This window comes from Streptomyces sp. NPDC007983 (assembly GCF_042958345.1).
In the GTDB taxonomy this organism is placed as follows: Bacteria; Actinomycetota; Actinomycetes; order Streptomycetales; family Streptomycetaceae; genus Streptomyces.
Genome location: NZ_JBIBJI010000003.1, coordinates 365,507 through 386,787 on the forward strand (window position 1 = coordinate 365,507; position 21,281 = coordinate 386,787).

Genomic DNA, 21,281 nt, shown 5'->3' on the forward strand with positions numbered 1-21,281 from the left:
CCTCCCGCTGCGGTGAGCACCGACTGGCGCCGCTGACGGTTGACGTCGCCGCGTCCAGGGACGAATGCCGTCACGGGACGGAGCGTTCACCGTTCTCCAGATACGCGGGCCGCTGCTCGGCCAGGGCCCGGAGGGCTTGGGCGGCCCGGCGGCGGGTGCGGCACGGGAGCATGGTCAGGGCGTCGTCCGGGGAGACGAAGTCGCAGGCCGAGAGTTCGTGATCGCGCGGATACAAGCCGCTGGCCTGCCCGGATGTGAGCGTGCCTCCGTCGAACACGAACGCGAGTTGGTCGTCCCAGGGACCGTGAGGCGCGACCCAGTCGACACACAGGAGCCCTCGCAGCTCGATGGCAAGGCCAAGCTCTTCGCTCAGTTCGCGTCGTGCCGCGTCCGCGGGTGACTCGTTCGCCTCGGCCATCCCGCCGGGCAGATCCCATGCCTCTTTGTACGTCGGCTTGACCACCAGCAGGCGCCCGGTGGCGTCACGCAGGAGAACGTCGGCCGATACGCGCTTGCGTGCCTGCTTGGCATTCCCTTCCGCCAGGTAGGCGTCCCATTCGGCGGTCCCTGGCTGGGGGCGCGTGGTCATATGGCAGTGCCTCCGTTGGTGGGAGGGGCGCCGAGTCCGGCCAGGATGAGCGCCCGTTGCCGCTTCGTCGCTGCCAAACAGTCCGAAGTCCCTCACGATCGGTTCCGCACGATGGCGGGCCAAGGCATCTGCCAGAACGTCGAGTTGCTGAGAAATCCGCAACGACCCGAGTGTTCCGCAATCGCCGAGGAGCCCACGGCCAACCTCACACGCGGCCTCCGGCTCACCCTGCCGCGTACGGATCAGCGCCAAGGTGATCTGGCTGAATACGCGGCTCCTCGCGCGGTCGCCGGAGCGGAGAGCAATTGCCTCTTCCGCCGCTTCCACGGCGGCGGACAAGCGGCCCGCATCCTGCAAGGCCAGCGCCGTCTCACTCGCCAGTGCCGGGGCGTCGAACGAGCTGATCCAAGGAGATGGCTGGGCGTCCGGCATCTTGTCGATCTCCTTCTGCGCCACGGCCAGCGATCGCCGGGCGCCGTCGCCGTCCCCGACCTGGGCGAGCGCTCGCGCCTCCATGGCATGCAGTCTCGCAATCAGCGTGGGGAGACGGACCCCACAGGTTGCGTGATCGCGTCCCGCTCTCGCCAGAGAACCAGCCTTGTCCAGGTGCCCCGTCTGTAAGGCGAGATGACTCATGCTGGCCATGATGTTCGCGCACAAGGCCTGATCCCCTCCAGCCTTCGCCAGCGAGAGAGCCTTGGTGAAGTGGTCGTCGGCCCGTTGATTATGCCCAGTGTCATGAGCCATCCATCCGGCCATTTCCGTGAGCGAGGCTGCCGCCTGGAACGTCCCACCGGAGTCATGGCCCGTCTCGCCACCGAAGATTCGTGGACCCATCTTGTGATGGAGATAGTGGAGGACTGAGGCGTACAGATGACCGCCGCCCAGTTGCCGGTCCGCGGCCCGGAATGACCTCACCGCGGCCAGGTCCGGGGATACTTCCGAGCACGGTAGGGCTTGCGTACGCTCAACTCGGGCAGCGTCGGACGCTCGCCGCGGCTCACGTCCCTCCCACGGACGCGGAGCCAGACGCATCAACCCACCCGGGACGCGCAGCCCATCAGCGATCTGTTCCATCTTCTCCACGCTCGTCACGCGACCTTCGCCACGGGCGAGCTTCCCAACGCGCTCAGGCTTCATATCGCATGCGTCGGCGATCCGCATGTAGCTGATGCCGGACCATTTGCGGGCGAGCGCAAAGAACGCGCCGAAGTCATGATGCAGGAGCGCCGCGCGCACGTCCTCGCGGGCGAGCAGTCGTTCCGGCAGGGTGACCAGATCGCACCGAGTGTACCCAGCGCGGGATGTCCGCGACTGCCACTCGTTGCTATCGCGGCACGGTATCGAGGCGCGCCAACCAAAAGGGTGACCCAGACGAGTCGATTGAGGAACAATCATCGAGTATGGCCATCGACTATCGCAAACCTCCTAAAGTCGACTACCGCAAGCGCCCCAAGATGCCCGCTCCGGGGATAAGCCTGGAGAAGGTCACTGCCCAGGCTCCGGAGTTGGTCAGCCTCTACAAGACGGCTGCGGTCTCCTTGGCCAAGCACCAGGTTGGTGGGCAGCGTGCCGCCGTGTACCTGGTCCTGGACCGTTCCGGGAGTATGCGCCCGTACTACCGCGACGGGTCCGTACAGCACTTGGCAGAGCAGACCCTCGCCTTGGCCGCCAACCTGGACGACGACGGAGTCGTGCCCGTCGTCTTCTTCTCGACGGAGATCGACGGAACCGCCGAGATACGTCTCGACGCGTACCACGACCGAATCAACCCCATGCACGACTCCATGGGGCACATGGGGCGCACCAATTACCACGTGGCCATGCAGGCCGTCATTGACCACTACCAGTCATGTGGAGCCGAAGAACCGGCGTTTGTCGTCTTCCAGACCGATGGTTCCCCCACGTCCAAAACCGCCGCCGAGCACGTACTGTGCACGGCCGCGAGGCTGCCGATATTCTGGCAGTTCGTCGGGTTCGGCAACGACGAATTCCGGTTCCTGCGCAAGCTCGACGACCTGCCGGTGCCGGATCGGCGTGTTGTCGACAACGCCGGGTTTTTTGCCGCTGGACCGTCGCCTAAGGCCCTCTCCGACGCCAAGCTCTACGATCACTTGCTCCATGAGTTCCCACTGTGGCTGACCTCGGCTCGCTCTGCCGGCATCCTGAAGAAGTGAGAACCGTGGCTGACTGACTTCCCGAACCGGCCCTACAAGCCAGTCTCCCCATGAGGGGTATAGCCAGCGATGGGAAGGCAGCGCCGTTACTCCGCAGCACAGTTGGCACACGCAAGACCCCCGCGACCGCGCGAACGGCCCGGGGCGTGGTCAACGCTGCCAGAGGAGCGTCAACGTGCCAAACCATATCCACCACACCGTGTGGTGGCGGCTGCTGTGGTCATTGCTCCCCGGTCTGGGGCGCCGACGCGTGGTCCGGCCAAGTCCTCCGGTGAGCCGCGTGGATACCCCGTCGCAGCGGCATCGCCCGCGCGTGGAACTGCTGTGCGCTCCGCACGGGATGGTGGTGATCCGGTGAGTACACAACCGCGTCTGCTGCCGTGGAGCGGGGAGGCCGGCAAGCCGTGGTACCTGGTCCCCAGCGAGGACGGCAAGGGGTATCTGTCGCGGCTCGCCGACGAGATGGAGGCCGTGCAGCTCCGCATGGGTGCTGAACTCCTGGGCCACGCTCGCGTACTGCTCGGCAACCCCAAAGCGGAAGCCGGGGAACTTCGTTTTCTCGCGAATCGTCTGGTCGAGGCGCTGTACGACGCGCTCCGGGTCGCGGAGAGCCGCGGCAGGCGGCTTCCCGTGGCCGACGATAAGGGGGCAGACGGATGAGCGCGGACCGTCCCGCCCAATCCGAGTGGCGCATCGAGGCTGGTCCGGGCGGGCGGGAACGGTATTGAGGTCGGTGCTGCTCACCGGAGCGGGGCCGGTGAGCAGCGCCCTGCTACGGAACCCACCCGCCCGGTCATTCGGGCTCGGGCGGCAGGCCGTCGGCGTGGTGGTTGTTGCGGTCGATTTCTGCCATGTGCTGCTCCGCCCACGTACGCAGGGCATCCAGCGGGCCGTCCAGGGAGTGGCCCAGCGCGGTGAGCTGGTAGTGCACGCGGGGTGGCACCGTCGGTTCGACCCGGCGGGCGACCAGGCCGTCGCGGACGAGGCTCTGGAGGGTGGCGGAGAGCATCTTCTGCGAGATGCCCGGTATACGGCGCCGCAGTTCCGCGAAGCGCACCTCGTCCGGGGCCGATTCGGCCAGGACCTTCACCGTCAGCGAGGTCCATTTGGTGCCGATCCGGTCGAGCAGCTGCCGGGTCGGGCAGAGCGGGCTGAACAGATCGCCGCGCTTCGACGTGGTCACCTGGGGCTCACCACCTGTGGGGAAAGTGCCGTCTTGGAACGTGCCGTTGGAACGTCCAGGCTAGTTTCCCAGCGTTTGCTGGTCACCATGAGTTATCTGCTCTCCCGGAGTTCCCCATGCCTGAGCTGTGCCGCATTCCTGTCAACGGCATCGAACTGAACGTCGCCCTGGCCGGATCGGGGCCGGATGTCCTGCTGCTGCACGGCTTCCCGCACACCTGGGAGCTGTGGAGCCCTGTGATGGCGGACCTGTCGGGCCGCTACCGCGTCATCGCACCGGACCTGCGCGGGCTCGGCGCGAGCACCCGGGCCCGGGCGGGATACGACGCGATGGCCCTGGCCGAGGACGCCGCGGCCCTGCTGGAGGCGTTGGGGGTGGGCTCGGCCGCCGTGCTGGGGATCGACGCGGGCACCCCGCCCGCCTTCCTCCTCGCGATGCGCCGCCCCGGGCTGGTACGGCGACTCGTCGTCATGGAGGCCCTGGTCGGCCGCCTGCCCGGGGCCGAGGACTTCCTCGCCGATGGCGCGCCGTGGTGGTTCGGCTTCCACGCCGTTCCGGGGCTCGCGGAAACCGTGGTGGAGGGCAACGAGGCCGCCTACATCGACTGGTTCCTCAACGCGGGCACCCTCGGCTCCGGCGTGCCCGCGTGGGCGCGGGACGCGTTCGTCGCCGCCTACACCGGACGTGAGGCCCTGCGCTGCGCGTTCGCGCACTACCGGGCCCTGCCCGAGACCGCCGCGCAGATCGAGCAGGCCGTCGCCGCCACGCGGCTGACGATGCCCACGATGGCCATCGGCTCACACCCCGTGGGCACGGCGCTGGAACGCCAGCTCCGTCCGATCGCCGACGACCTCACCGGACATCTCCTGGAAGACTGCGGCCACATCATCCCGCTGCACCGCCCCGACGCCCTGCTCGGCCTGCTTCGGCCCTTCCTCGCCGGTCATCGCTGAGCGGCGGCCCATGCTGACGTCCGGCGGCGGTCTCGGATCACCCGGGGGCCGTCTCGCCGGTACGTCGCCTTCGCGCGTGACTGCGGGCCTTCATCCGGTTGCCGCATGCGGCCATGGAGCACCAGCGTGCCGTGCCGGGGCGGCTGTGGTCGACGAGGAACAGGTTGCATTCCTCGTTCGCGCAGGGCCGCAGCCTGCCCGGTAGTTCTTCGCAGACCGTCGACCACGCGAGGACGACCTGGACGGCCAGTTTTTGATCACTCGCTGCTTCGAGCTGCCACTGAACGCCCTCGCTCGTGGCCGTGGGACACAAGCGGGCATGCCGAAGGACGGCGTTGAGGGCATCCACATCGGTGGAGACCCCGCGGATCAGCCGGTGCAGAGCGTCGCGCACGTCGCGCACCGCTTCGCGCTCGGCCGTCGTTCCGCGCCCTCCCAGCGCGCGGAGCCAGCGCGGTGCTTCGTCTGCCGGTTCCAGTGCGTCCGTGGGCTTGCCGTCGATCACCGGAGCGCTGTTGAGCACCGCGAGCAGCAGCTCCTCGCCTTCGACCATCTCCGGCTCCTCCTTGACAAGCGCATCCGGGGCACGCACACTCACCATAGCCTAACCAGTTAAATTGATTTAAGAGGTTATCTTCATGGTCGCTGTTCATCACCGCACCGTCGAGGTCGACGGGCTGACGGTCTTCTACCGCGAGGCCGGCCCGGCGGATGCTCCGGTCCTGTTGCTGCTGCACGGGTACCCGACCAGCTCGCACATGTTCCGTCACCTCATCCCGGCCCTGGCCGGCCCCTACCGGGTGATCGCGCCCGACCACATCGGTTTCGGGAGGTCGTCGGCGCCGAGCGTCGACGAGTTCGCCTACACCTTCGACGCGCTCGCCGAGGTCACCCGCCGCTTCCTGGCCAAGATCGACGTCGACCGCTACGCGATCTACGTCCAGGACTACGGGGCGCCCGTCGGCTGGCGGCTCGCGCTGGCGGATCCGGATGCCGTGGTCGCCGTCGTCTCGCAGAACGGCAACGCCTACGAGGAGGGCTTCGTACCGGAATTCTGGGCGCCGGTCTGGGCCTATGGGGCCGATCCCAGCGCTGAGCACGAGGCGGAGCTGCGGCCCGCCCTCGGGCGCGAGGCCGTCGAGTGGCAGTACACCCACGGGGTGGCCGACCGCAGCCTGGTCGACCCCGACGCCTGGGAGCACGACCTGGCCCTGCTCGCCCGTCCGGGAGTGGACCGCGCGCAGCTCGCCCTGTTCGGCGACTACGCCACCAACCGTGCCCTGTACCCGGCCGTGCACGAGTGGCTGCGCTCCCGCCGCGTGCCGGTTCTCGCGGTCTGGGGCCGTAACGACGAGATCTTCGCTCCCGCGGGTGCGGAGGCCTTCCGCCGCGACGCGCCCGATGCCGAGATCCTTCTCCTCGACGGCGGGCATTTCCTGCTGGAAACGCATCTCGACGACGTCACACAGGCGATCCTCGCCTTTCGCGAGCGGGTGCACGGCGAGTAGGCACCCCTCGGGTGACGCGTGCGTGCGTCAGCTGTCGGACGTGACCAGGGCCCCGGCTTCACTGCCGCGCCCGGCGGTCCGGCGCTGCTCGGCGCGGTGGGCGAGCACTTCGAGGATGCGTCGCCACGCCGGTGATGCCTCGGCGATCCGGGAGGAGACCAGCTTCTGGAGCCCGGGGCGGCCGCTGTCCCGTTCGTGTGTGATCTCCCAGGCGTCCAGGTCGTCGATGAGCCGGTCCAGGCGTGGATCGTGCGGATCCCAGTCGACCGATTGATCGCAGGCGAGATACAGGCGCGTCGTCTCGGGGTCGTCGAAGCCGGCGTTCTTCTCCCGTATCCGCTGCGGCATGGCGTGCGGGTTCAGTGCCCGCATCAGGATCCACGCGTCGCGTTCGAGTCGTACCCTCAGTTCGCTGATCCCGAGACCACGCATCCGGTTCAGGAGGGCGACCACGTCAGGGGGCAGGACGAGCGTTTCGCCGCTTGCCAGTTGGGTGATCCGGCGGCGGTATTCGGTGAGCTGGTCGATCTTGTGCCGCAACGCGGCGTCGATGTCGGTGATGGCCGCGGCGAATTCGTCCGGCTGTGCGTGCAGCAGCGCGTCGATACGGGCCAGCGGAACACCGGCGTCGGCGAGGGTCCTGATCCGGATGAGGTCGACCGCCGCTTGCGCGCCGTAGCGGCGGTAGCCGGAGGCATCGCGCTCGGGCTCGGGCAACAGGCCGATGTGGTGGTAGTGGCGAACGGTGCGCACGGTCACACCGGCGGTTGCCGCGAGCCGGCCGATCGTCAGCACCGTTCACCTCCGCTTCGTCGGGCGTGGCCGTGCCCCGAGTCTAGGGGCGAAGGACCCGGTCGACGACGTCGCGGATCGCCTGGACCACGGCATCGGGACGGTCGAAGCAGAGCCGGTGGTGGAGGGTGTCGGAGAGGACGCGGTGTTCCCCGTACGAGACCGCGCTCACCAGGGCCGCGTCCATCCTCGTCCTGCCGTCCTGCATCTCCCGCAGGGTCTGCTCCGGCGTCACGGCCCGCTGGGCGGGGTCGGTGCCCACCACGGAGAGAGCGACTACCGGGACGTCGGGGATGTCCGGCCCGGCGCGCAGTTCGGTGGCGAGTTCGGCCACCTTGGTGCGCTCGGCGATGCCGACGCGGGTCCATTGGTCACTCATCTTGGCGTCGAGCAGCGCCTGCCGTATGTGCTCCGGGTAGTCGACGAGCAGTTGGGCGAACATCTCGCGCAGGGCCGGGCGCATCCGTGTGAGCTGTTCCAGATCAGGTGCCATTCGCTCGGTCGCGGCCAGAGCGGCCGCGGGAGGCATGAAGTCGTCCCAGTCGCGGTGGAGGGCGTCCAGCCAGACCAGCCCGGCCACGTCCTGCGGGTACAGCTGCGCGAAGCGATGCGCGTAGGCGCCGCCGAGGGAGTGCGCCGCCAGGACGTACGGGGCGGCGAGGTTCTGGGCGCGCAGCAGTTCGCGCAGTTCCGTGGCGACCGCGGCGGCGGTGCGCGGCAGCGGGAGGGGATCGCTGTAGCCGGTGCCGCCGCGGTCGTACAGGACGGCGGTGGTGAACTGCGAGACCTGCTGCTGGACACCGAGATAGTCCAGGCCGACCGCGCCGGCGCCCGGCAGGAACACGACGGCCGGTCCGCCGCTGCCCGACCGTTGCACGAAGAGGCGGCGGCCGTCGATCTCCTGGAACTCTCCGATCGGCGGAGCGGGCCGAGCCGGGGAAGTGCTGTTGTTCGTCATGCGGCAAGGCTCCAACCCTGACGCAGGGACAGGGTCAAGCCCTTCCGTCGTGGTCCCCGAATCGCGTCCGCAACGGCCCGCGCCGCCGCGGGTCCGTGGATCAGGCGTCCATGGCTCGGACACCGGTACGCGCCGCCAGCGCTTCGCGCAGGAGCGCGACGGCCGCCGGGATCTCGGTGTCGCCGATGTTTCCGTAGCCGAGGACGAGCGCGCGGTCCGCCGAATCCGTCACGCGGTAGTCGTCGAGGTCCGCCACGCGCAGACCGGCGGCGGCCGCGGTGCGGACCGTACGGGGGGTGTCGGTGCCGGACGGCAGGTGCAGCAGGATGTGCAGGCCGGCGGCCGTGCCGGAGACGCGGGCCTGCGGCAGCTCGGCGCCGAGGGTACGGACCAGCAGGTCGCGGCGGCCACGGAAGCGGCGGCGGGCGGCGCGGAGGTGGGCGTCGTACCAGCCGCGGTCGATGAAGGTGGCGAGCGCGAGTTGGTCGAGGACCGGGGGCGCGGCGGCGACGGGGTTGGCCGCCCGCAGCGCCGGGGTCGTCGCGGCGGGCGCGACCAGCCAGCCCAGGCCGAGGGCCGGGGACAACGTCTTGCTGACCGAGCCGAGGAGGAAGACCCGGCTCGGGTCCATGCCCTGCATGACGGCGACCGGGTGGTGGTCGTAGCGGAACTCGGCGTCGTAGTCGTCCTCGATGACGTAGCCGTCCACCTCGCGGGCCCAGCGCACCAGGCGGGCCCGGCGGGCCGGGGACAGCACCGTGCCGGTGGGGAACTGGTGTGCCGCGCCGACGATCACGGCCCGGGCCGGGGTACGGGCGAGGTCGTCGACGCGGAGGCCGTCGTGGTCCACGGGCACCGGGTACAGACGCAGGCCGACGCTCGTCGCGGCGTCGCGCAGCCGCCCCCAGCCGGGGTGTTCCACGGCCAGGTCGTCGATCCCCTCGGCGCGCAGGGCCCGGCAGGTGCGGACCAGCCCGTCCGTGACGCCCGCGCAGACGGATACGGCGGCGGGGTGCGCGTCCGCGCCGCGCGAGCGGCGCAGGTACTGCGCGACGGTCGTACGCAGCACCGGGTGCCCTGCGGGGTCGGGCAGGCCGAGGTCGTAGTGGACGGCCGAGCCGGTGACGGACCGGACGGCCTCCGCCCAGCGGCGGCGCGGGAAGGCCCGCAGGTCGGGCAGGCCGGGCGCGAGGTCGTACCGGACCGGTGACGGCGCCGGTACGGGCCGCGTGTGAGGCCGTGGCGGCGCGGTGTCCGGTGACCACGAGACGCGGGTGGCGGAACCCACCCGGGCGGCGAGGTAGCCCTCCGCGATGAGCTGCCCGTACGCCTCCGTCACGACCCAGCGGGAGCAGCCCAGTTCCTCGGCGAGCGCCCGGCTCGGCGGCACGGCGGCGCCCTCCGTCAGCCGACCGTCGCGGATCGCGGTGCGCAGCGCGCGGGCGAGGCGATCATGCAGGCGGCTCCCGCGTCGGCCGGGCTCCGGAGCGTCGACCTCCAGCAGCGTCGCCCACGCGAAATTGGTTGGGGAATTGGTCTGGGAAATCGCCACAAGATTGGAGCGTACCGCCGATCCGAATCGGCCTACCGTGATCGGCATGATGACCAATCTGGCGCTGGGCGCCATGCTGTTCGGCACGGTTCAGGACGAGCGTCGGTCGTTCGAGATCCTGGACCGTTTCGTGGACGCCGGGGGCGTCTGGATCGACACCGCCAACTGCTACGCGTTCTGGTCGGACCCGACCGGTTTCGGCGGGCAGAGCGAGACGGTGCTGGGGCGCTGGCTGGCGAGCCGCCCGGGCGTCCGTGACCGCGTCAGGATCAGCACCAAGGTGGGCTGCGAGCCGACCGAGGCCGGACGCTTCCCGGAGACGGCCGAGGGCCTGTCGGCCGGGGTGATCAAGCGCGGGATCGAGGGCAGCCTCCGGCGCCTCGGTACGGACCACGTCGAGCTGTACTGGGCGCACAAGCCCGATGAAGCCACGCCGCCGGACGAGACGGTCGCCGCCTTCGGCGAGCTGGTCGCCGCGGGCACGGTCGGCCGCCTCGGCTGCTCCAACTACCCCGTCTGGCAGCTGGAACGGGCCCGGCGGATCGCGCGGGACCACGGCGGCGCGGGCTTCACGGCGGTGCAGCAGCACCACACGTACCTGCGATCGCGCCCCGGTGCCCATCCCCTGGTGAGGCACCGGTTCGGCGTGGTCGGCGACGAGGTGCTGCACTACCTGGAGCATCACCCCGATGTCGCGCTGTGGGCGTACACCCCGCTGCTGAACGGCCGCTACACCCGCCCGGACCGGCCGCTTCCGGCGGAGTACGACCACCCCGGCACCGCCCGCCGCCTCGCCGCGCTCGACGAGGTCGCCGCCGAGACCGGCACGAACCGCAACCGGGTGGTGCTGGCGTGGCTGACCGGAGGCACCCCGGCCGCCACGCCGATCGTCGGCGTCAGCACGGTCGAGCAGCTGGACGAGGCGCTGGCGGGGGTGTCGCTGGAGCTGACCGCGGAGCAGCGCGAACGCCTGGATTCGGTGGTGTGACACCCGCCGAAAAACTCAGAGCGTGTCGCCCAGGGAAAGGCATTTCGACTTCTGGGGAATTTCGCGGACGGCCCTATTCAGGTCGATCAAGGCGTCTCCGGCCTTGGCCCCGTCGCCCTTGACGGTCACCTCGACGGCGGGATCACGGCCGTATGTGGTCAGGACGTGCACCCCGTCCTTCTGCTTCCGCTCCTCGTCGAGCACCCAGTCGACGCCATTGATGGTCACGCACAGATTGGTCGTCGGCCGCAGCGGTGTGACCCCGCAGCGCAGGACGACCGAGCCGTCTCCCCAGGCGGCGACGCCCTTCCCGGTGACGTCGTCGCGGTGCTTCGACAGCACGGTTTCGGGGGCCCGGGAAATGACATCCGCGCATTTCGGATTTCCGGCAAAGGGCCCGGGCTCCACGGAGGTCTTGGAAAAGAACAGGAAATACGAGGCGACCGCGGCCGCGATCCCCGCCACGACGCACACCCCGGAGATGAGGCGGGCCTTTTTACTCCATGACCTGAACCGCATCGGACCCACTTATCCCATCGACACCCTGCCTCGCACCCTACCGCCACGTCGCACACCGGCCCGGAGCGGGCGGTGTCGGACGCCGGGGCTACTGTCTGCTCTCATGAGCGACGCGTACTCCCCCATCCCCGAGCTGAACGCGCTCAAGGAGTTCGAGGACAGCCTCGGAGGGCAGTTCTTCGCGCCCGGCTTCGAGATGTTCGCGTACAACGACGACCTGGACTGGTTTTGCGGCGACGCGCCCGACGCGTATCTGGACCGGCTCATCCCCTTCGCCTACGCCACGGGCTCCGGCTCGTACTACGCCTTGTGGCGCTGTGACGGCCGCGCCGGCCTCGCCACCCTGCCCGTCCTCGGCTTCGGTGACGAGGGCGGTCTCTGGGTCGAGGCGTGCGATCTGCGCGGGCTGTTCCGGCTGCTCGCCGCCGAGGCGGACGACCCCGAGGACCGCGCTCGCGTCGCCCCCGCGCGGCAGCGAGCTTCTGGATCATGTGCGCGGCGCGCTCGGCGTGGACCCGCTCGTGTCCGGTCAGGGACGGGGCGTCGCGTTCACAGGTGGGTGACGATGCCGGGCGCGGCGATGGCGATGGGGTGCGCGAAGGTCTCCGCCGCCGCTTCCTGAGCGGCCGCGGGGGCGGTCCCCGGCCAGAGGTGGGTGAGCACGAGCCGGGCGGCGCCTGCCTGGTGGGCGTATTGACCGGCCAGCCGCGCGGTCAGCAGGTACGGGGCGTCGCCGGTCGGCACCCGGTGGACGTAGGTGGCCTCCGACAGGAACAGGTCGGCGCCCTGGGCGAGGCGTGGGATGTCGGGGCTGGGGCCGGTGTCACCGGTGTAGGCGAGCACGGCGCCGGGGGTGCTGAGCCGGATGCCCGCGTTGGGCACGAAGTGGGGCAGGAGCCAGGTGTCGACGGTGTAGGGGCCGATGTCGAAGCGGTCGCCGGGCGTGAACTCGTGGAGGCGGTACGCCTCGGCGAGCATCCTCGGTTTGTCGAGTGCGAGGACGGCGTCGACCGCTCCGTGCGGGGCGTGGACGGGCAGGGGCGGCGGCGGGTCGTCGCTCAGGCCCCGGGCGCGTAACAGGGGGTTGAGGTCGGCGCAGTGGTCGGGGTGGCCGTGACTGATCAGCACGGCGTCGACCGCGTCGACGGTGCCGTGCTGGAGCAGGCGCGGCAGCGTGGCGTATCCGGGGTCGATCAGCAGGCGGAATCCCGCGTGGTCGACGAGGTAGCCGCTGCATGCCTGGTCGGCGGTGGGCCAGGCCCCGCAGCCGCCGAGAACGGTCAGTCGCATGGCACGGAACCCTAGCGCCGTTCCTCGGCGGCGAGCAGAGGGTTACGGCGCATCCGGGGTCCAGGCCGTCACCAATTCAGGAGGCCAGGGGAACGGGCGTTGAGGTCGGCGATGCGTACGTGGCTGCGGCGCTCCAGGCCGTACAGCCGCTGCCTGTTGATATGGCCGCCTCCCGTAGCGCCTTGAAGTGATGGGTGAGGGAGGGCTTGGGGCGGTCGATCCCGAACCAGCGCCAGAGATGGTCGCATTGCTCCGACTCCAGAAGGAGTTTGCGCATGAAGAGCAGGCGCAGCGGGTCGCTCAGTGCGCTCAGCACCGTTTCCAGGTGCAGGCCTTCGACCGCCGGTTCCGGCAGCGGCTCGTTCCCGGCACGCGTCCTGATCAGGGAAGCAGTTCGCAAGGCGACACGAGCCAGCGGTATCACTGTAACGGAATGGGAAGTTCGCCGTTCTCCGGATGCGCGGGCCGCTGCTCGGCCAGGGGCCTGGAGCGCCTGGGAGGCCCGTCGCTAGCCAGTCTTGTGGTCTTTCGACGCTCTCGCCGCGGTCTGCTTCCGCGACGCGCGGGGTGGACTACGTGGGCCGATGGCGTGCGGCGAAGGAACCAGTGGTGCCGACCTGGGCGTTCTGGATCGGTCAGCACACCACACCTGATCGTGCTCCCGCCACGGCGAACCCGTCACGGCCATCACCAACCTGCCCCGGAGGCTATAGCACTGACCTTCGATATTCGGCGACAACGCATGATTGCTACATTTTCAAGAGGTTAGATCAGTGCTAGCATCGACGGATGACGCTGGAATCAGAGCTTGCACTCTATCGACAGAGGATCACGACAGACTCCTATCCGATGTCGATCAGTGAAATCGCCAATCTCTACAAAGATGGCGAAATAGACATTCATCCAGAGTTTCAGCGAATCTTTCGATGGTCCGATAGCCAGCGCACGCAGCTCATCGAGAGCATCCTTCTGGGGATTCCTTTGCCAAGCATCTTCGTGGCCCAGAGCAAGAACGGCATCTGGGATGTGGTTGATGGTGTTCAGCGGCTCTCTACAATCTTCCAATTCATGGGAATTCTCCGCGATGAAGATGACAATTTGCTCCCTCCGCTCGTTTGCGGACAGGCTCCATTCCTGTCGAGTCTGGAGGGAGTCACTTATCAGCCAGCCGAGGGAGCCGCAGCAGCACTGACTCGTCCGCAACAGCTCGACTTCAAGCGGTCACGGGTTGACATCAAAATTATCAAACGCGAGAGCGATAAGCGTGCAAAATATGACCTGTTCCAGCGGCTAAACTCGCTGGGCAGCGTTGCCACTCCGCAAGAACTTCGAAATTGCTTGCTCGTGAGCCTTAGTCGCACCCACTTTGATTGGCTCCAAGATATCTCCTCCTCTGACGCTTTCCAAAAGGTGCTCAATCTCCCTGAGAGGCTCCTCGATGAACAGTATCATCTTGAGTTGGCCCTCAGGTTTGTAACGCTCCGAACACTTCCCGAGCGCCGCATCTCTTCCATCGGCAATATCGGCGACTTCCTCTCCGGAGAAATTCTGCCATTTACCGAAAAGAGTTATTCTGACCTAAGGGGCGAGCAGGAAGCTTTTGAGTCTTGCTTCACCCTGCTGAATGCGGCACTTGGAGCCGACGCCATGCGGAAATGGAACCCAAGTCGCGAGCGTACCGAAGGAGCCTTTTCATCGACGGCCTATGAGGTTCTTGCACTGGGCCTCGGATACCACTTGCCAAAACGCGACTGCAGCATTGAAGAGGTGCAAAGCGCCCGTCAACTCCTCTGGAGCGACCCCAAGTTCGCCCCTGGATTTGCCACGGGAATGAGGGCCGATCAGCGAATGAAAAAGACCATTCCGTACGGGCGCCAACTCTTCTCCGCATAGGCGAGGGCGATCGTTTTGGATCCGTCAAATTTCATCGAAGCGATTGATCGGCAGCTGGCCCACCGAAAGATCGAGTTATCCAATCTCCTCCTCGTAGTCAGGGAAGAGAATCCAGACCCAAGCAGATTGAGCTGCTTCGCGCGGTCCGCCGTGGTGCTCACCTACGCCCACTGGGAAGGATTCGTGAAACAGGGAAGCAGTGCTTACGTAAAGTACATCAATGGCGCGAAAATAAAGGTATCGGATCTGAAATTTCCGTTCCAGGCCGCCTATGTGTCATCTGCTTTTAAGCGGGCCACACAAAGCGGGAAATCCAAGTATCTAGGTGAGCTTTTGGAAGAGATCGACAGGAGACGAGAAGAGATATTTTCACTATCTCCAGATAAGTGCATAGACACCGAAAGCAACCTCTCGTCCAAAGTATTCACAGAGATCGTACAAGGCATCGGCCTGGAAGTTTTGCCGCTATACGGAATGCGAGCTGCATTTATTGATCAACGCCTAGTGCACGCTCGCAATCAGGTAGCCCACGGGGAACTGGTGAGCTTCGATGCTTTAGATGTTGAGGATCGAGTCAAAGGCGCTTTGAAGCTGATCGATGTCTATGCCGATCAGCTCAAGCGTGCAGCAACAGAAGGATGTTTCTTGAAGACCGAGTAGACCGTTCACCTCAGTTTCCGAATTATAGCATTCTCCCTTCAGAGCACCAGTTGACCTCGTACAGTATGAGGTCAACTGGTGAGTCGGTTAGCTTCGCCGGACCAGGGTTTCCAAGCACTGTCCTCCCTCGGTTGGAGTGGCAGCCCCGAGGGAGGGCCAGGGCGTGGACTACTCCCCGACAATCTGCGCTCGGGGGTAGGGGTATCGGCGTTCAACTCATCTTCTTTGTTGCGAACACGTGGTGATAGACACCGTGCCTCGGCCACATTCGGGGGCCAGTGCTGCGTGAAAACAGGACTAAGCCCAAGCGCTCGCGGCCGACCGTCGCCGGTATGGGGCCTGGAGCATCGGGCTGCGCTTACTTGCGGGTACTGACGCGCGCGGCCACCGTGGTCCCGGGGTTGCCGCCGACTGCCCTTGGAGCCGCGCGGCCTGGGGTTCTCGGCCTGGCTGAGGATCGTCCTCGTCGCGTTCGTGGTGAGCGGATCATGGGGTGTCGCGTTCAGCATTGCGGCGACTATGTGGCGATCCGGCTGCTGACCATTGCGGTTCTGAACCCTTCAGGGCCCGGCTCGGCCCACGGGGTCCAGGTCAGGCCGGTTCGGCCGACTTCGCCCTGGCCAGGGCCACGTCCAGGACGACCAGCAGCGCGTCGCGGACCGAGCCCGTCTCGCGGGCGTCGAAGACGGTGAGCGGGATGTGGTCGGAGACGTCGAGGGCCCAGCGGACCTCGTCCAGGTCGTGCTCGACCTCGCCGTCGAAGGCGTTGACGGCGACGGCGAAGGGGATGTCCTTGTGCTCGAAGTAGTCGACGGCCGCGTAGCAGTCGTCCAGGCGGCGGGTGTCCACGATGACGAGCCCGCCGAGGGCGCCTTCGACCACGTCGTCCCACATGAAGCCGAAGCGGTCCTGTCCGGGCGTGCCGAACAGGTAGAGCTTGAGGGTCGGGTCGATGGTGATGACGCCGAAGTCCATGGCGACCGTGGTGGTGGTCTTGTCGGGGGTGTGGGTGAGGTCGTCCACGCCCGCCGCGACCTCCGTGATGGCGGCCTCGGTGGTCAGCGGGCGGATCTCGGAGATGGCGCCCACGGCCGTGGTCTTGCCCACTCCGAAGCCGCCCGCGATGACCAGCTTGACCGGCAGCGGCGGTGGTTCGGCTTCAGCTGCTGTCGCGGAGTGTGCCCCGTGAGTCGGGGACGGCACGGAGACCATCGATAACCCTTCGCAGTACGGAGATGTCCTGGACCGTCCTGGCGTCCGGCACGTGCACCGCCAGGTGTCCGGCGGTGCACAGGTCCTCCGCCAGGACCCGCACCACGTTGAGGTGCAGCCGGAGCCGCGCGGCCAGTTCCGCCACCGACTGCGGGCGTCGGCAGGCGGCGACGAGGTCGTGGCGTTCGAAGGTGAGCGCGCGCAGGGCGGAGAGCCCGTCCGACGTCGCCACGACCTGGGCCTCGACCGGGAGCGGGGGCGCGTTGCCGCCGCCGCCCGCCACCCGGCCCGCGGTCAGCAGGAACGGGCGGATCGCGGAGGCGCGGACGGTTGGCTCCGACGATGCCGCGGTGTCCGCGTCGTCCGCCGTCTCGTGCGGTTCGGGTTCACCGGTGGCCATCACGCCCCCCTTCTGAATGTGGGCACCGCGTCAGCCGATGGGGGCGCCGGCGTTCTTCTTCAGCTCCAGTACGAGCTGGGGGGTGAGCGCGGCCCCGGCCCGGTTGGCGAAGAGGGTCATCTCGTAGGCGATGTTGCCCAGCTTCGCCTCCTTCGACGTCACCACGCCGAGGACGGCGCCGCAGCCGATGGCCGACACCAGGACGTGGCCGCCCTCCAGGTCGATGATGACCTTGTTGAGGCCGCCGAGGCCGTAGTTGCCGGAGGCTCCGGCGGCGAGGCTCGTGACGCCCGAGACGATCGCGGCAAGCCGCTCGGAGTCGGCCTGTTCGCGCAGCTCGGACACGGCGATCAGCAGGCCGTCGGAGGACACGGCGATGGCGTCGACGACACCGGCGGTCTGGGTGGCGAACCGGTCGAGCAGCCAGGTGAAGTCGGCCGCGGCCGCTCGCAGATCGGTGGGTTCCTGCCCAGCGGGACCGCTGCTCTTACCTGTCGGCGTGGTCACTGCCCGACTCCTTCCGGGTTTGCTGATGGGGCAATGGCGTGGTGTCGGTCGGGGTGCCGGCGCTGTCCCGCTGCGCCCTGCGTACGGCGGCCTCGAACTCGTCGAGTTCCGACCGGACCGCGTCGGCATCGGCGGGCGGGCGGACGGCCGCGATGCCCCGGTCGACCGAGGGGGTGGTCTTGTCGAGCGTCGCGCCCCGTACCCGTCGTCGCAGCGGACGGGAGGTGGGCGCGGCGGACGGCTTCTCCGCGGTGGGGGACGGTTTTCGCGCGGCGAACGGTTCCTGCGGGGCGGATCGTTTCTTCTCGGCAGGGGTCTCCGGGGAGGCTCCCTCCGCGCCCTTGCGGTTCGGGATGCGCCGCGGGAGGCCGCCGGGTTGTTCGGGTTCCGCCTGGCGCGATGTGGGCGGGGTGGTGGGCGTCCGTACGGGCAGCGGCGTGGCGGACGGGGGCGCGGAGGCAGGCGAACCGGCGGGCTCGCGAGGCGGCGCCGACGGTCCCCCCGGCGTACGGGCCAGCTCCGTGACCACCGGGGACGGCGCGACGGTGTCCCCGGCGTTCACCGCCATCAGCAGCGCGTCGGGGATCCACACCGTGGCGGTGACGCCGCCGCCGGGCGTACGGCTCAGGGTGACCCGGATGCCCCAGCGCCGGGCGAGGCTTCCGACGACGAACAGGCCGAGCACCTTGGTGGGGACGAGGTCCAGCCGTTCGCGGCGGATGAGCCGGGCGTTCTCCTCGTCGAGGCGTTCGGCGCTCATGCCGAGGCCGTGGTCGATGACCTCGATCAGCGCGCCGCCGTCCGCGGTGATGTCGGTGCCGGGCCGTACGACGACCTCGACGGGGGTGTCGGACGGGGAGAACGCGACCGCGTTCTCCAGCAGTTCGGCGACCATCAGCGTCAGGTCGCCGATGATGTCGGGCGCGACCGTGACCTCGGATTCGGAGCGCAGGGCGACCCGCTGGAACCCCTCGATGCGGCCGAGGCCCGCCCGTATGACGTTGGCGAGCGCGGTCGGCTGGGCGTCCAGTTCGGCTTCGCGGATTCCGGCGAGCAGCATCAGGCTGTCGGCGTTGCGCTGGAGGCGTACGGCGATGTGGTCGATGCGGTAGAGCCGCTCCAGGACATCGGGGGCGGTTTCCTCGCGTTCGACGGCGTCGATCAGCGTGAGCTGGCGGGTGGTGAGGTTGCTGACCCGGCGGCCGACGTTGCCGAACATCTCGCCGACGTTGCGGCGGCTGATGACCTGCCGCTCCAGCAGCGCCGCCGCGGTGGTCTGGACCTGGTTGAACGCCTCGGCCAGGTCGCCGATCTCGTCGCGCACCGGGACGGGGATGGGCCGTGGCCGCAGCGGGGTGCTGTCGGGCGACTCGTCGTCCTCGACGCGGGCCAGTTCCTCGCCCGCCACCTCGACGACCTCGTGGGCGGCGCCGGTCAGGGCCGCCAGGGGGCGTACGACCGAGCGCCGGACCAGGAAGGAGAAGCCGAGCCAGACGCCGAAGCCGAGAACGGCGAGGCCGAGCAGGGCCACGGCCTTGTACAGGGCGTCCTGGGAGAGGCTTTCGGCGCGGGCGGCGATCTGCCCGGTCAGCGCGCGGGTGATGTCGAGGCGGTCCGCGGCCTGCCGGGTGCCCGCGGCGATGGCCTTGCGCAACGCTTGCGGCGACTGGCCCTGGAGGGAGGCGGGGTCGATCTGCAGCTCCGCGAACTTCGCGTCGAAGCCGTTCTCCTCGGCGCTGCGCTCGATGCCCTCCAGGCGCAGGACCTGGTCCGGGTCGGCGATGCGGCCGAATCGTTCCGTCTGCTCCTGGTAGACCCGGTGGGCACCGGCCGCGCGGGTGTACTCGGTGAGGGCGTTGGCGTCCTGGGTCTGGGCCGAGAACACCCCGCTCTCGAAGGCGGCGTGGGCGGCGTCGGCGCGCAGCACCGTGTCCAGCAGCTCGATCACCGAGGACGACGAGGAGCCGGAGAAGCGGTCGAGCCCGATGCCGTCGATCAGGTAGCCGACCGCGTTGGCGTACGCGGGGTCGATACCGGCGGCGGGCACCGAGCCCCGCTCGACCTTGTCCCGCAGCACGCCGAGGCTGTGGACGTAGTCCAGGGCCCGCCTCTCGTCCTTCGTCAGCCCCGCGCCGAACGCGGAACGCACGGCGGTGGCCTGCTGGTCGGTGGCCCGCTGCATCCGGCGGTAGTCGACGGTCGACGGCAGGTTCGCCCCGGGCCGGGCCGTCTCCTGCTCGACCGCCAGCAGCAGCGCCTGCCGGTGCTCGGCCTGGATGTCGTTGACCAGCCGCGTGACCTGCTCGCTGTCGCGCACCAGCCGCGCGGTCCGGTCGGCGTCCCGGGCCTGCTGCACCTGGCCGTACGCGCCGACGCCCAGCAGCACGCCGACGACCACGACGGGCACGACCACCAGGACGTTGAGCTTCCGCCGGAACGGCCACCGGTCGAGGAGGGCGTCAGCTCGCGGCAGGGCGTCCGCCCTTCGGGCTTCCGCTCTCCGGGCGTCTGCTTTCCAGCGGAGCAGCCTGGGCTCCCGCGGCGCGCGCCCGGAGGGGTCCGGTTCGCGTGGCGGGTCCTCTGTGTCCACAGACACCCGGGCCTCCTTCGATGTGCTCCTGAGCGGTGACCGAGGTGTCGTTGTTGCCGACCGCCGACGACCGTGGAGCGTGACGCCGGCGGCGTTCGCGCCCCATGCGAGCGACTGGTTTGCGCCACACGTCCAACCGGCCGTGAACACTACCGTGTGTGCGTACGCATGCAAGACATCCATCGGCAACGGTTACCGAAGATCCACGGTTGTCAGGTTTAGGCCACCGCCCCGTCGCCTCTCGCTCGCCCCCGGGGGCTGCCCGGCGGGGCACCGCCACCCGTAATCTGTCTCCTCCCACCCCCGGCCCGAACCCGTCTGTGCCCCCGCTGAGGAGACCCGTGCACGCCACCCGCAAGTCGGTCCTGACAGCCGCCGCGCTCCTGGCCGTGGCCACCACCGGCTGCGAACCCGGATCCGGCACCGCCGCCACGCACCCGCGCCCCGCCGAGCCCGGCTGCCCCGCCGCCCTCGCCAAGGCCAAGCGGGCGGTCGCGAAGGCCGAAGAGGTGGACGCCCCGTGGAAGGGCCCCACCACGGGTCCGAAGGCCCGTCACGGCAAGAGCATCGTCTTCATCGCCCAGACCCTCACCAACCCCGGCGTGGCCGGGGTCGCCCAGGGCGTTCAGGAGTCGGCCAAGCTGCTCGGCTGGAACGCCCGCACCCTCAACGGCCAGGGCACGCCGAGCGGCATCCGGTCCGCCTTCAAGCAGGCCCTCGACCTCAAGCCGGACGGCATCGTCATCGGCGGCTTCGACCCCGCAACCGCCGCCGACGAGGCCAAGGAGGCCAAGGCGGCGGGCATTCCGCTGATCGGCTGGCACGCCGCCGGCGCCCCCGGCCCCAGCGAGAAGCCGGAACTCTTCAGCAACGTCACCTCCCGGGTCGAGGACGTCGCGAGGATCAGCGCCGACTGGATCATCGCCCGGTCGGACGGCCACGCGGGAGTCGTCCTGTTCACCGACGCCACGGTGCCGTTCGCGAAGCGCAAGTCGGACCTGATCAAGAAGGAACTCGCCACCTGCTCCGACGTCAAGCTGCTGAGCTACCAGAACATCCCGATACCCGACGTCAACCGCCGCGCCATCGGGGCGGTCCGCTCGCTGCTCTCCCGCTACGGCGACAAGTGGACCTACTCCGCCGCCATCAACGACCTGTACTTCCAGCACACCGCCCCCGCGCTGCGCGCCGCGGACAAGGACGGCGCGGGCGCCCCGTACACCATCGGCGCCGGTGACGGCGACCCGTCGGCCTTCGAGCGCATCAACAGCAAGCGGTACCAGGCCGCCACCGTGCCCGAGCCGCTGTCCGAACAGGGCTGGCAGATCGTCGACGAGTTCAACCGCGCCTTCGCGGGCAGCCCCGCCAGCGGATACGTCGCCCCCGTCCACATCACCACCGCCGCCAACAGCGGCGGCGCCCTGTCCTGGGACTCCGAGGGCTACCGGCAGGCGTACCGGCGGATCTGGGGCCGGTGACCCGCCGCGTCCACCCGGCACACGGCCGCAAT

General features: G+C 68.9%; 21 protein-coding genes and 2 pseudogenes. 9 read left to right on the forward strand and 14 right to left on the reverse strand.

Annotated features, from left to right (window positions below; all coding sequences use genetic code 11):
* Nucleotides 1–70: 70 nt before the first annotated feature.
* Both ACFZCY_RS10655 and ACFZCY_RS10660 read right to left on the reverse strand, forming a co-directional pair.
* Nucleotides 71–589: an NUDIX domain-containing protein gene (locus ACFZCY_RS10655; protein WP_391172112.1), complete on the reverse strand. Its 519-nt coding sequence runs from the start codon at nt 587–589 to the stop codon at nt 71–73.
* A gap of 1,041 nt (nt 590–1,630) precedes the next feature.
* Nucleotides 1,631–1,987, reverse strand: a pseudogene (locus ACFZCY_RS10660) (helix-turn-helix domain-containing protein); the annotation flags it as partial.
* A 5-nt stretch (nt 1,988–1,992) separates the two neighbouring features.
* On the opposite strand from ACFZCY_RS10660, the gene ACFZCY_RS10665 reads away from it, so the two are divergent.
* Together ACFZCY_RS10665 and ACFZCY_RS10670 are read left to right on the forward strand one after the other, a co-directional pair.
* Nucleotides 1,993–2,766: a VWA domain-containing protein gene (locus ACFZCY_RS10665; protein WP_391171058.1), complete on the forward strand. Its 774-nt coding sequence runs from the start codon at nt 1,993–1,995 to the stop codon at nt 2,764–2,766.
* 354 nt (nt 2,767–3,120) lie between these two features.
* Nucleotides 3,121–3,426, forward strand: a complete 306-nt coding sequence (locus ACFZCY_RS10670; RefSeq protein ID WP_391171061.1) for a hypothetical protein — start codon at nt 3,121–3,123, stop codon at nt 3,424–3,426.
* Nucleotides 3,427–3,559: 133 nt separating this feature from the next.
* On the opposite strand, the gene ACFZCY_RS10675 is transcribed toward ACFZCY_RS10670, so the two are convergent.
* Nucleotides 3,560–3,949 carry a winged helix-turn-helix transcriptional regulator gene (locus tag ACFZCY_RS10675; RefSeq protein ID WP_391171063.1) on the reverse strand — a complete coding sequence of 130 codons (390 nt, stop codon included), beginning with the start codon at nt 3,947–3,949 and terminating at the stop codon, nt 3,560–3,562.
* A gap of 116 nt (nt 3,950–4,065) precedes the next feature.
* Between ACFZCY_RS10675 and ACFZCY_RS10680 the strand changes: the two genes are divergently transcribed.
* A complete protein-coding gene (locus tag ACFZCY_RS10680; protein WP_391171065.1) occupies nt 4,066–4,902 on the forward strand; it encodes an alpha/beta fold hydrolase in 837 nt (278 codons plus the stop codon).
* A 37-nt stretch (nt 4,903–4,939) separates the two neighbouring features.
* Here the strand turns inward: ACFZCY_RS10680 and ACFZCY_RS10685 are convergent, their stop codons facing one another.
* Nucleotides 4,940–5,455: a CGNR zinc finger domain-containing protein gene (locus tag ACFZCY_RS10685; RefSeq protein ID WP_391171067.1), complete on the reverse strand. Its 516-nt coding sequence runs from the start codon at nt 5,453–5,455 to the stop codon at nt 4,940–4,942.
* Between the two features lie 85 nt (nt 5,456–5,540).
* Between ACFZCY_RS10685 and ACFZCY_RS10690 the strand changes: the two genes are divergently transcribed.
* Nucleotides 5,541–6,410 (forward strand): alpha/beta fold hydrolase, encoded by an 870-nt coding sequence (locus tag ACFZCY_RS10690; RefSeq protein ID WP_391171069.1) that lies wholly within the window; start codon nt 5,541–5,543, stop codon nt 6,408–6,410.
* Nucleotides 6,411–6,437: 27 nt separating this feature from the next.
* On the opposite strand, the gene ACFZCY_RS10695 is transcribed toward ACFZCY_RS10690, so the two are convergent.
* The 3 genes from ACFZCY_RS10695 to ACFZCY_RS10705 all read right to left on the reverse strand — a co-directional run bounded on the left by ACFZCY_RS10695 (nt 6,438) and on the right by ACFZCY_RS10705 (nt 9,712).
* Nucleotides 6,438–7,205: a MerR family DNA-binding transcriptional regulator gene (locus ACFZCY_RS10695; RefSeq protein WP_391171071.1), complete on the reverse strand. Its 768-nt coding sequence runs from the start codon at nt 7,203–7,205 to the stop codon at nt 6,438–6,440.
* Nucleotides 7,206–7,245: 40 nt separating this feature from the next.
* Nucleotides 7,246–8,160 (reverse strand): alpha/beta fold hydrolase, encoded by a 915-nt coding sequence (locus ACFZCY_RS10700; RefSeq protein WP_391171073.1) that lies wholly within the window; start codon nt 8,158–8,160, stop codon nt 7,246–7,248.
* Between the two features lie 100 nt (nt 8,161–8,260).
* Complete coding sequence (locus tag ACFZCY_RS10705) at nt 8,261–9,712, reverse strand: aminotransferase class I/II-fold pyridoxal phosphate-dependent enzyme (RefSeq protein WP_391171075.1); 1,452 nt, start codon at nt 9,710–9,712, stop codon at nt 8,261–8,263.
* 46 nt (nt 9,713–9,758) lie between these two features.
* On the opposite strand from ACFZCY_RS10705, the gene ACFZCY_RS10710 reads away from it, so the two are divergent.
* Nucleotides 9,759–10,700, forward strand: a complete 942-nt coding sequence (locus ACFZCY_RS10710) for an aldo/keto reductase (protein WP_391171077.1) — start codon at nt 9,759–9,761, stop codon at nt 10,698–10,700.
* A 15-nt stretch (nt 10,701–10,715) separates the two neighbouring features.
* Here ACFZCY_RS10710 and ACFZCY_RS10715 read toward each other — a convergent pair whose 3' ends face one another.
* A complete protein-coding gene (locus tag ACFZCY_RS10715) occupies nt 10,716–11,165 on the reverse strand; it encodes a DUF3515 family protein (protein ID WP_391171079.1) in 450 nt (149 codons plus the stop codon).
* A 157-nt stretch (nt 11,166–11,322) separates the two neighbouring features.
* On the opposite strand from ACFZCY_RS10715, the gene ACFZCY_RS10720 reads away from it, so the two are divergent.
* On the forward strand, nt 11,323–11,841 hold the full coding sequence (locus ACFZCY_RS10720) for a hypothetical protein (protein WP_391171081.1): 519 nt from the start codon (nt 11,323–11,325) through the stop codon (nt 11,839–11,841).
* On the opposite strand, the gene ACFZCY_RS10725 is transcribed toward ACFZCY_RS10720, so the two are convergent.
* Both ACFZCY_RS10725 and ACFZCY_RS10730 read right to left on the reverse strand, forming a co-directional pair.
* Nucleotides 11,769–12,509: an MBL fold metallo-hydrolase gene (locus tag ACFZCY_RS10725; protein WP_391171083.1), complete on the reverse strand. Its 741-nt coding sequence runs from the start codon at nt 12,507–12,509 to the stop codon at nt 11,769–11,771. The genes ACFZCY_RS10720 and ACFZCY_RS10725 overlap by 73 nt on opposite strands.
* A 42-nt stretch (nt 12,510–12,551) precedes the next feature.
* Nucleotides 12,552–12,924 (reverse strand): annotated as a pseudogene (locus ACFZCY_RS10730) (ArsR family transcriptional regulator).
* A gap of 374 nt (nt 12,925–13,298) precedes the next feature.
* Between ACFZCY_RS10730 and ACFZCY_RS10735 the strand changes: the two are divergent.
* Nucleotides 13,299–14,402, forward strand: a complete 1,104-nt coding sequence (locus ACFZCY_RS10735; protein WP_391171085.1) for a DUF262 domain-containing protein — start codon at nt 13,299–13,301, stop codon at nt 14,400–14,402.
* Between the two features lie 15 nt (nt 14,403–14,417).
* Nucleotides 14,418–15,062, forward strand: a complete 645-nt coding sequence (locus ACFZCY_RS10740; protein ID WP_391171087.1) for an MAE_28990/MAE_18760 family HEPN-like nuclease — start codon at nt 14,418–14,420, stop codon at nt 15,060–15,062.
* A 591-nt stretch (nt 15,063–15,653) separates the two neighbouring features.
* Here ACFZCY_RS10740 and ACFZCY_RS10745 read toward each other — a convergent pair.
* From ACFZCY_RS10745 to ACFZCY_RS10760, 4 genes are read right to left on the reverse strand one after another with little or no spacing between them, the layout of a single operon-like run.
* Nucleotides 15,654–16,274 carry an ATP/GTP-binding protein gene (locus ACFZCY_RS10745; protein ID WP_391171089.1) on the reverse strand — a complete coding sequence of 207 codons (621 nt, stop codon included), beginning with the start codon at nt 16,272–16,274 and terminating at the stop codon, nt 15,654–15,656.
* Nucleotides 16,222–16,674, reverse strand: coding sequence for a DUF742 domain-containing protein (locus ACFZCY_RS10750; protein WP_361486158.1), 453 nt, complete (start codon nt 16,672–16,674; stop codon nt 16,222–16,224). The genes ACFZCY_RS10745 and ACFZCY_RS10750 overlap by 53 nt, the downstream gene beginning before the upstream one ends.
* A 30-nt stretch (nt 16,675–16,704) precedes the next feature.
* Nucleotides 16,705–17,181, reverse strand: a complete 477-nt coding sequence (locus ACFZCY_RS10755; protein WP_391171092.1) for a roadblock/LC7 domain-containing protein — start codon at nt 17,179–17,181, stop codon at nt 16,705–16,707.
* A complete protein-coding gene (locus ACFZCY_RS10760) occupies nt 17,162–19,777 on the reverse strand; it encodes an ATP-binding protein (protein WP_391171094.1) in 2,616 nt (871 codons plus the stop codon). Before ACFZCY_RS10760 ends, ACFZCY_RS10755 begins: the two co-directional genes overlap by 20 nt.
* Nucleotides 19,778–20,112: 335 nt before the next feature.
* Here ACFZCY_RS10760 and ACFZCY_RS10765 point away from each other — a divergent pair, with 335 nt between their 5' ends.
* Nucleotides 20,113–21,249, forward strand: coding sequence for a substrate-binding domain-containing protein (locus ACFZCY_RS10765; RefSeq protein WP_391171096.1), 1,137 nt, complete (start codon nt 20,113–20,115; stop codon nt 21,247–21,249).
* The last annotated feature ends 32 nt before the right edge of the window (nt 21,250–21,281 follow it).

Bases quoted from the DNA above. Each gene is read 5' to 3' on its own strand.
- ACFZCY_RS10725 (WP_391171083.1), bottom strand. From the start codon at position 12,509: ATGCGACTGACCGTTCTCGGCGGCTGCGGGGCCTGGCCCACCGCCGAC.
- ACFZCY_RS10710 (WP_391171077.1), top strand. From the start codon at position 9,759: ATGATGACCAATCTGGCGCTGGGCGCCATGCTGTTCGGCACGGTTCAG.
- ACFZCY_RS10720 (WP_391171081.1), top strand. From the start codon at position 11,323: ATGAGCGACGCGTACTCCCCCATCCCCGAGCTGAACGCGCTCAAGGAG.
- ACFZCY_RS10735 (WP_391171085.1), top strand. From the start codon at position 13,299: ATGACGCTGGAATCAGAGCTTGCACTCTATCGACAGAGGATCACGACA.
- ACFZCY_RS10655 (WP_391172112.1), bottom strand. From the start codon at position 589: ATGACCACGCGCCCCCAGCCAGGGACCGCCGAATGGGACGCCTACCTG.
- ACFZCY_RS10745 (WP_391171089.1), bottom strand. From the start codon at position 16,274: ATGGTCTCCGTGCCGTCCCCGACTCACGGGGCACACTCCGCGACAGCA.
- ACFZCY_RS10665 (WP_391171058.1), top strand. From the start codon at position 1,993: ATGGCCATCGACTATCGCAAACCTCCTAAAGTCGACTACCGCAAGCGC.
- ACFZCY_RS10680 (WP_391171065.1), top strand. From the start codon at position 4,066: ATGCCTGAGCTGTGCCGCATTCCTGTCAACGGCATCGAACTGAACGTC.
- ACFZCY_RS10690 (WP_391171069.1), top strand. From the start codon at position 5,541: ATGGTCGCTGTTCATCACCGCACCGTCGAGGTCGACGGGCTGACGGTC.
- ACFZCY_RS10750 (WP_361486158.1), bottom strand. From the start codon at position 16,674: ATGGCCACCGGTGAACCCGAACCGCACGAGACGGCGGACGACGCGGAC.
- ACFZCY_RS10685 (WP_391171067.1), bottom strand. From the start codon at position 5,455: ATGGTCGAAGGCGAGGAGCTGCTGCTCGCGGTGCTCAACAGCGCTCCG.
- ACFZCY_RS10700 (WP_391171073.1), bottom strand. From the start codon at position 8,160: ATGACGAACAACAGCACTTCCCCGGCTCGGCCCGCTCCGCCGATCGGA.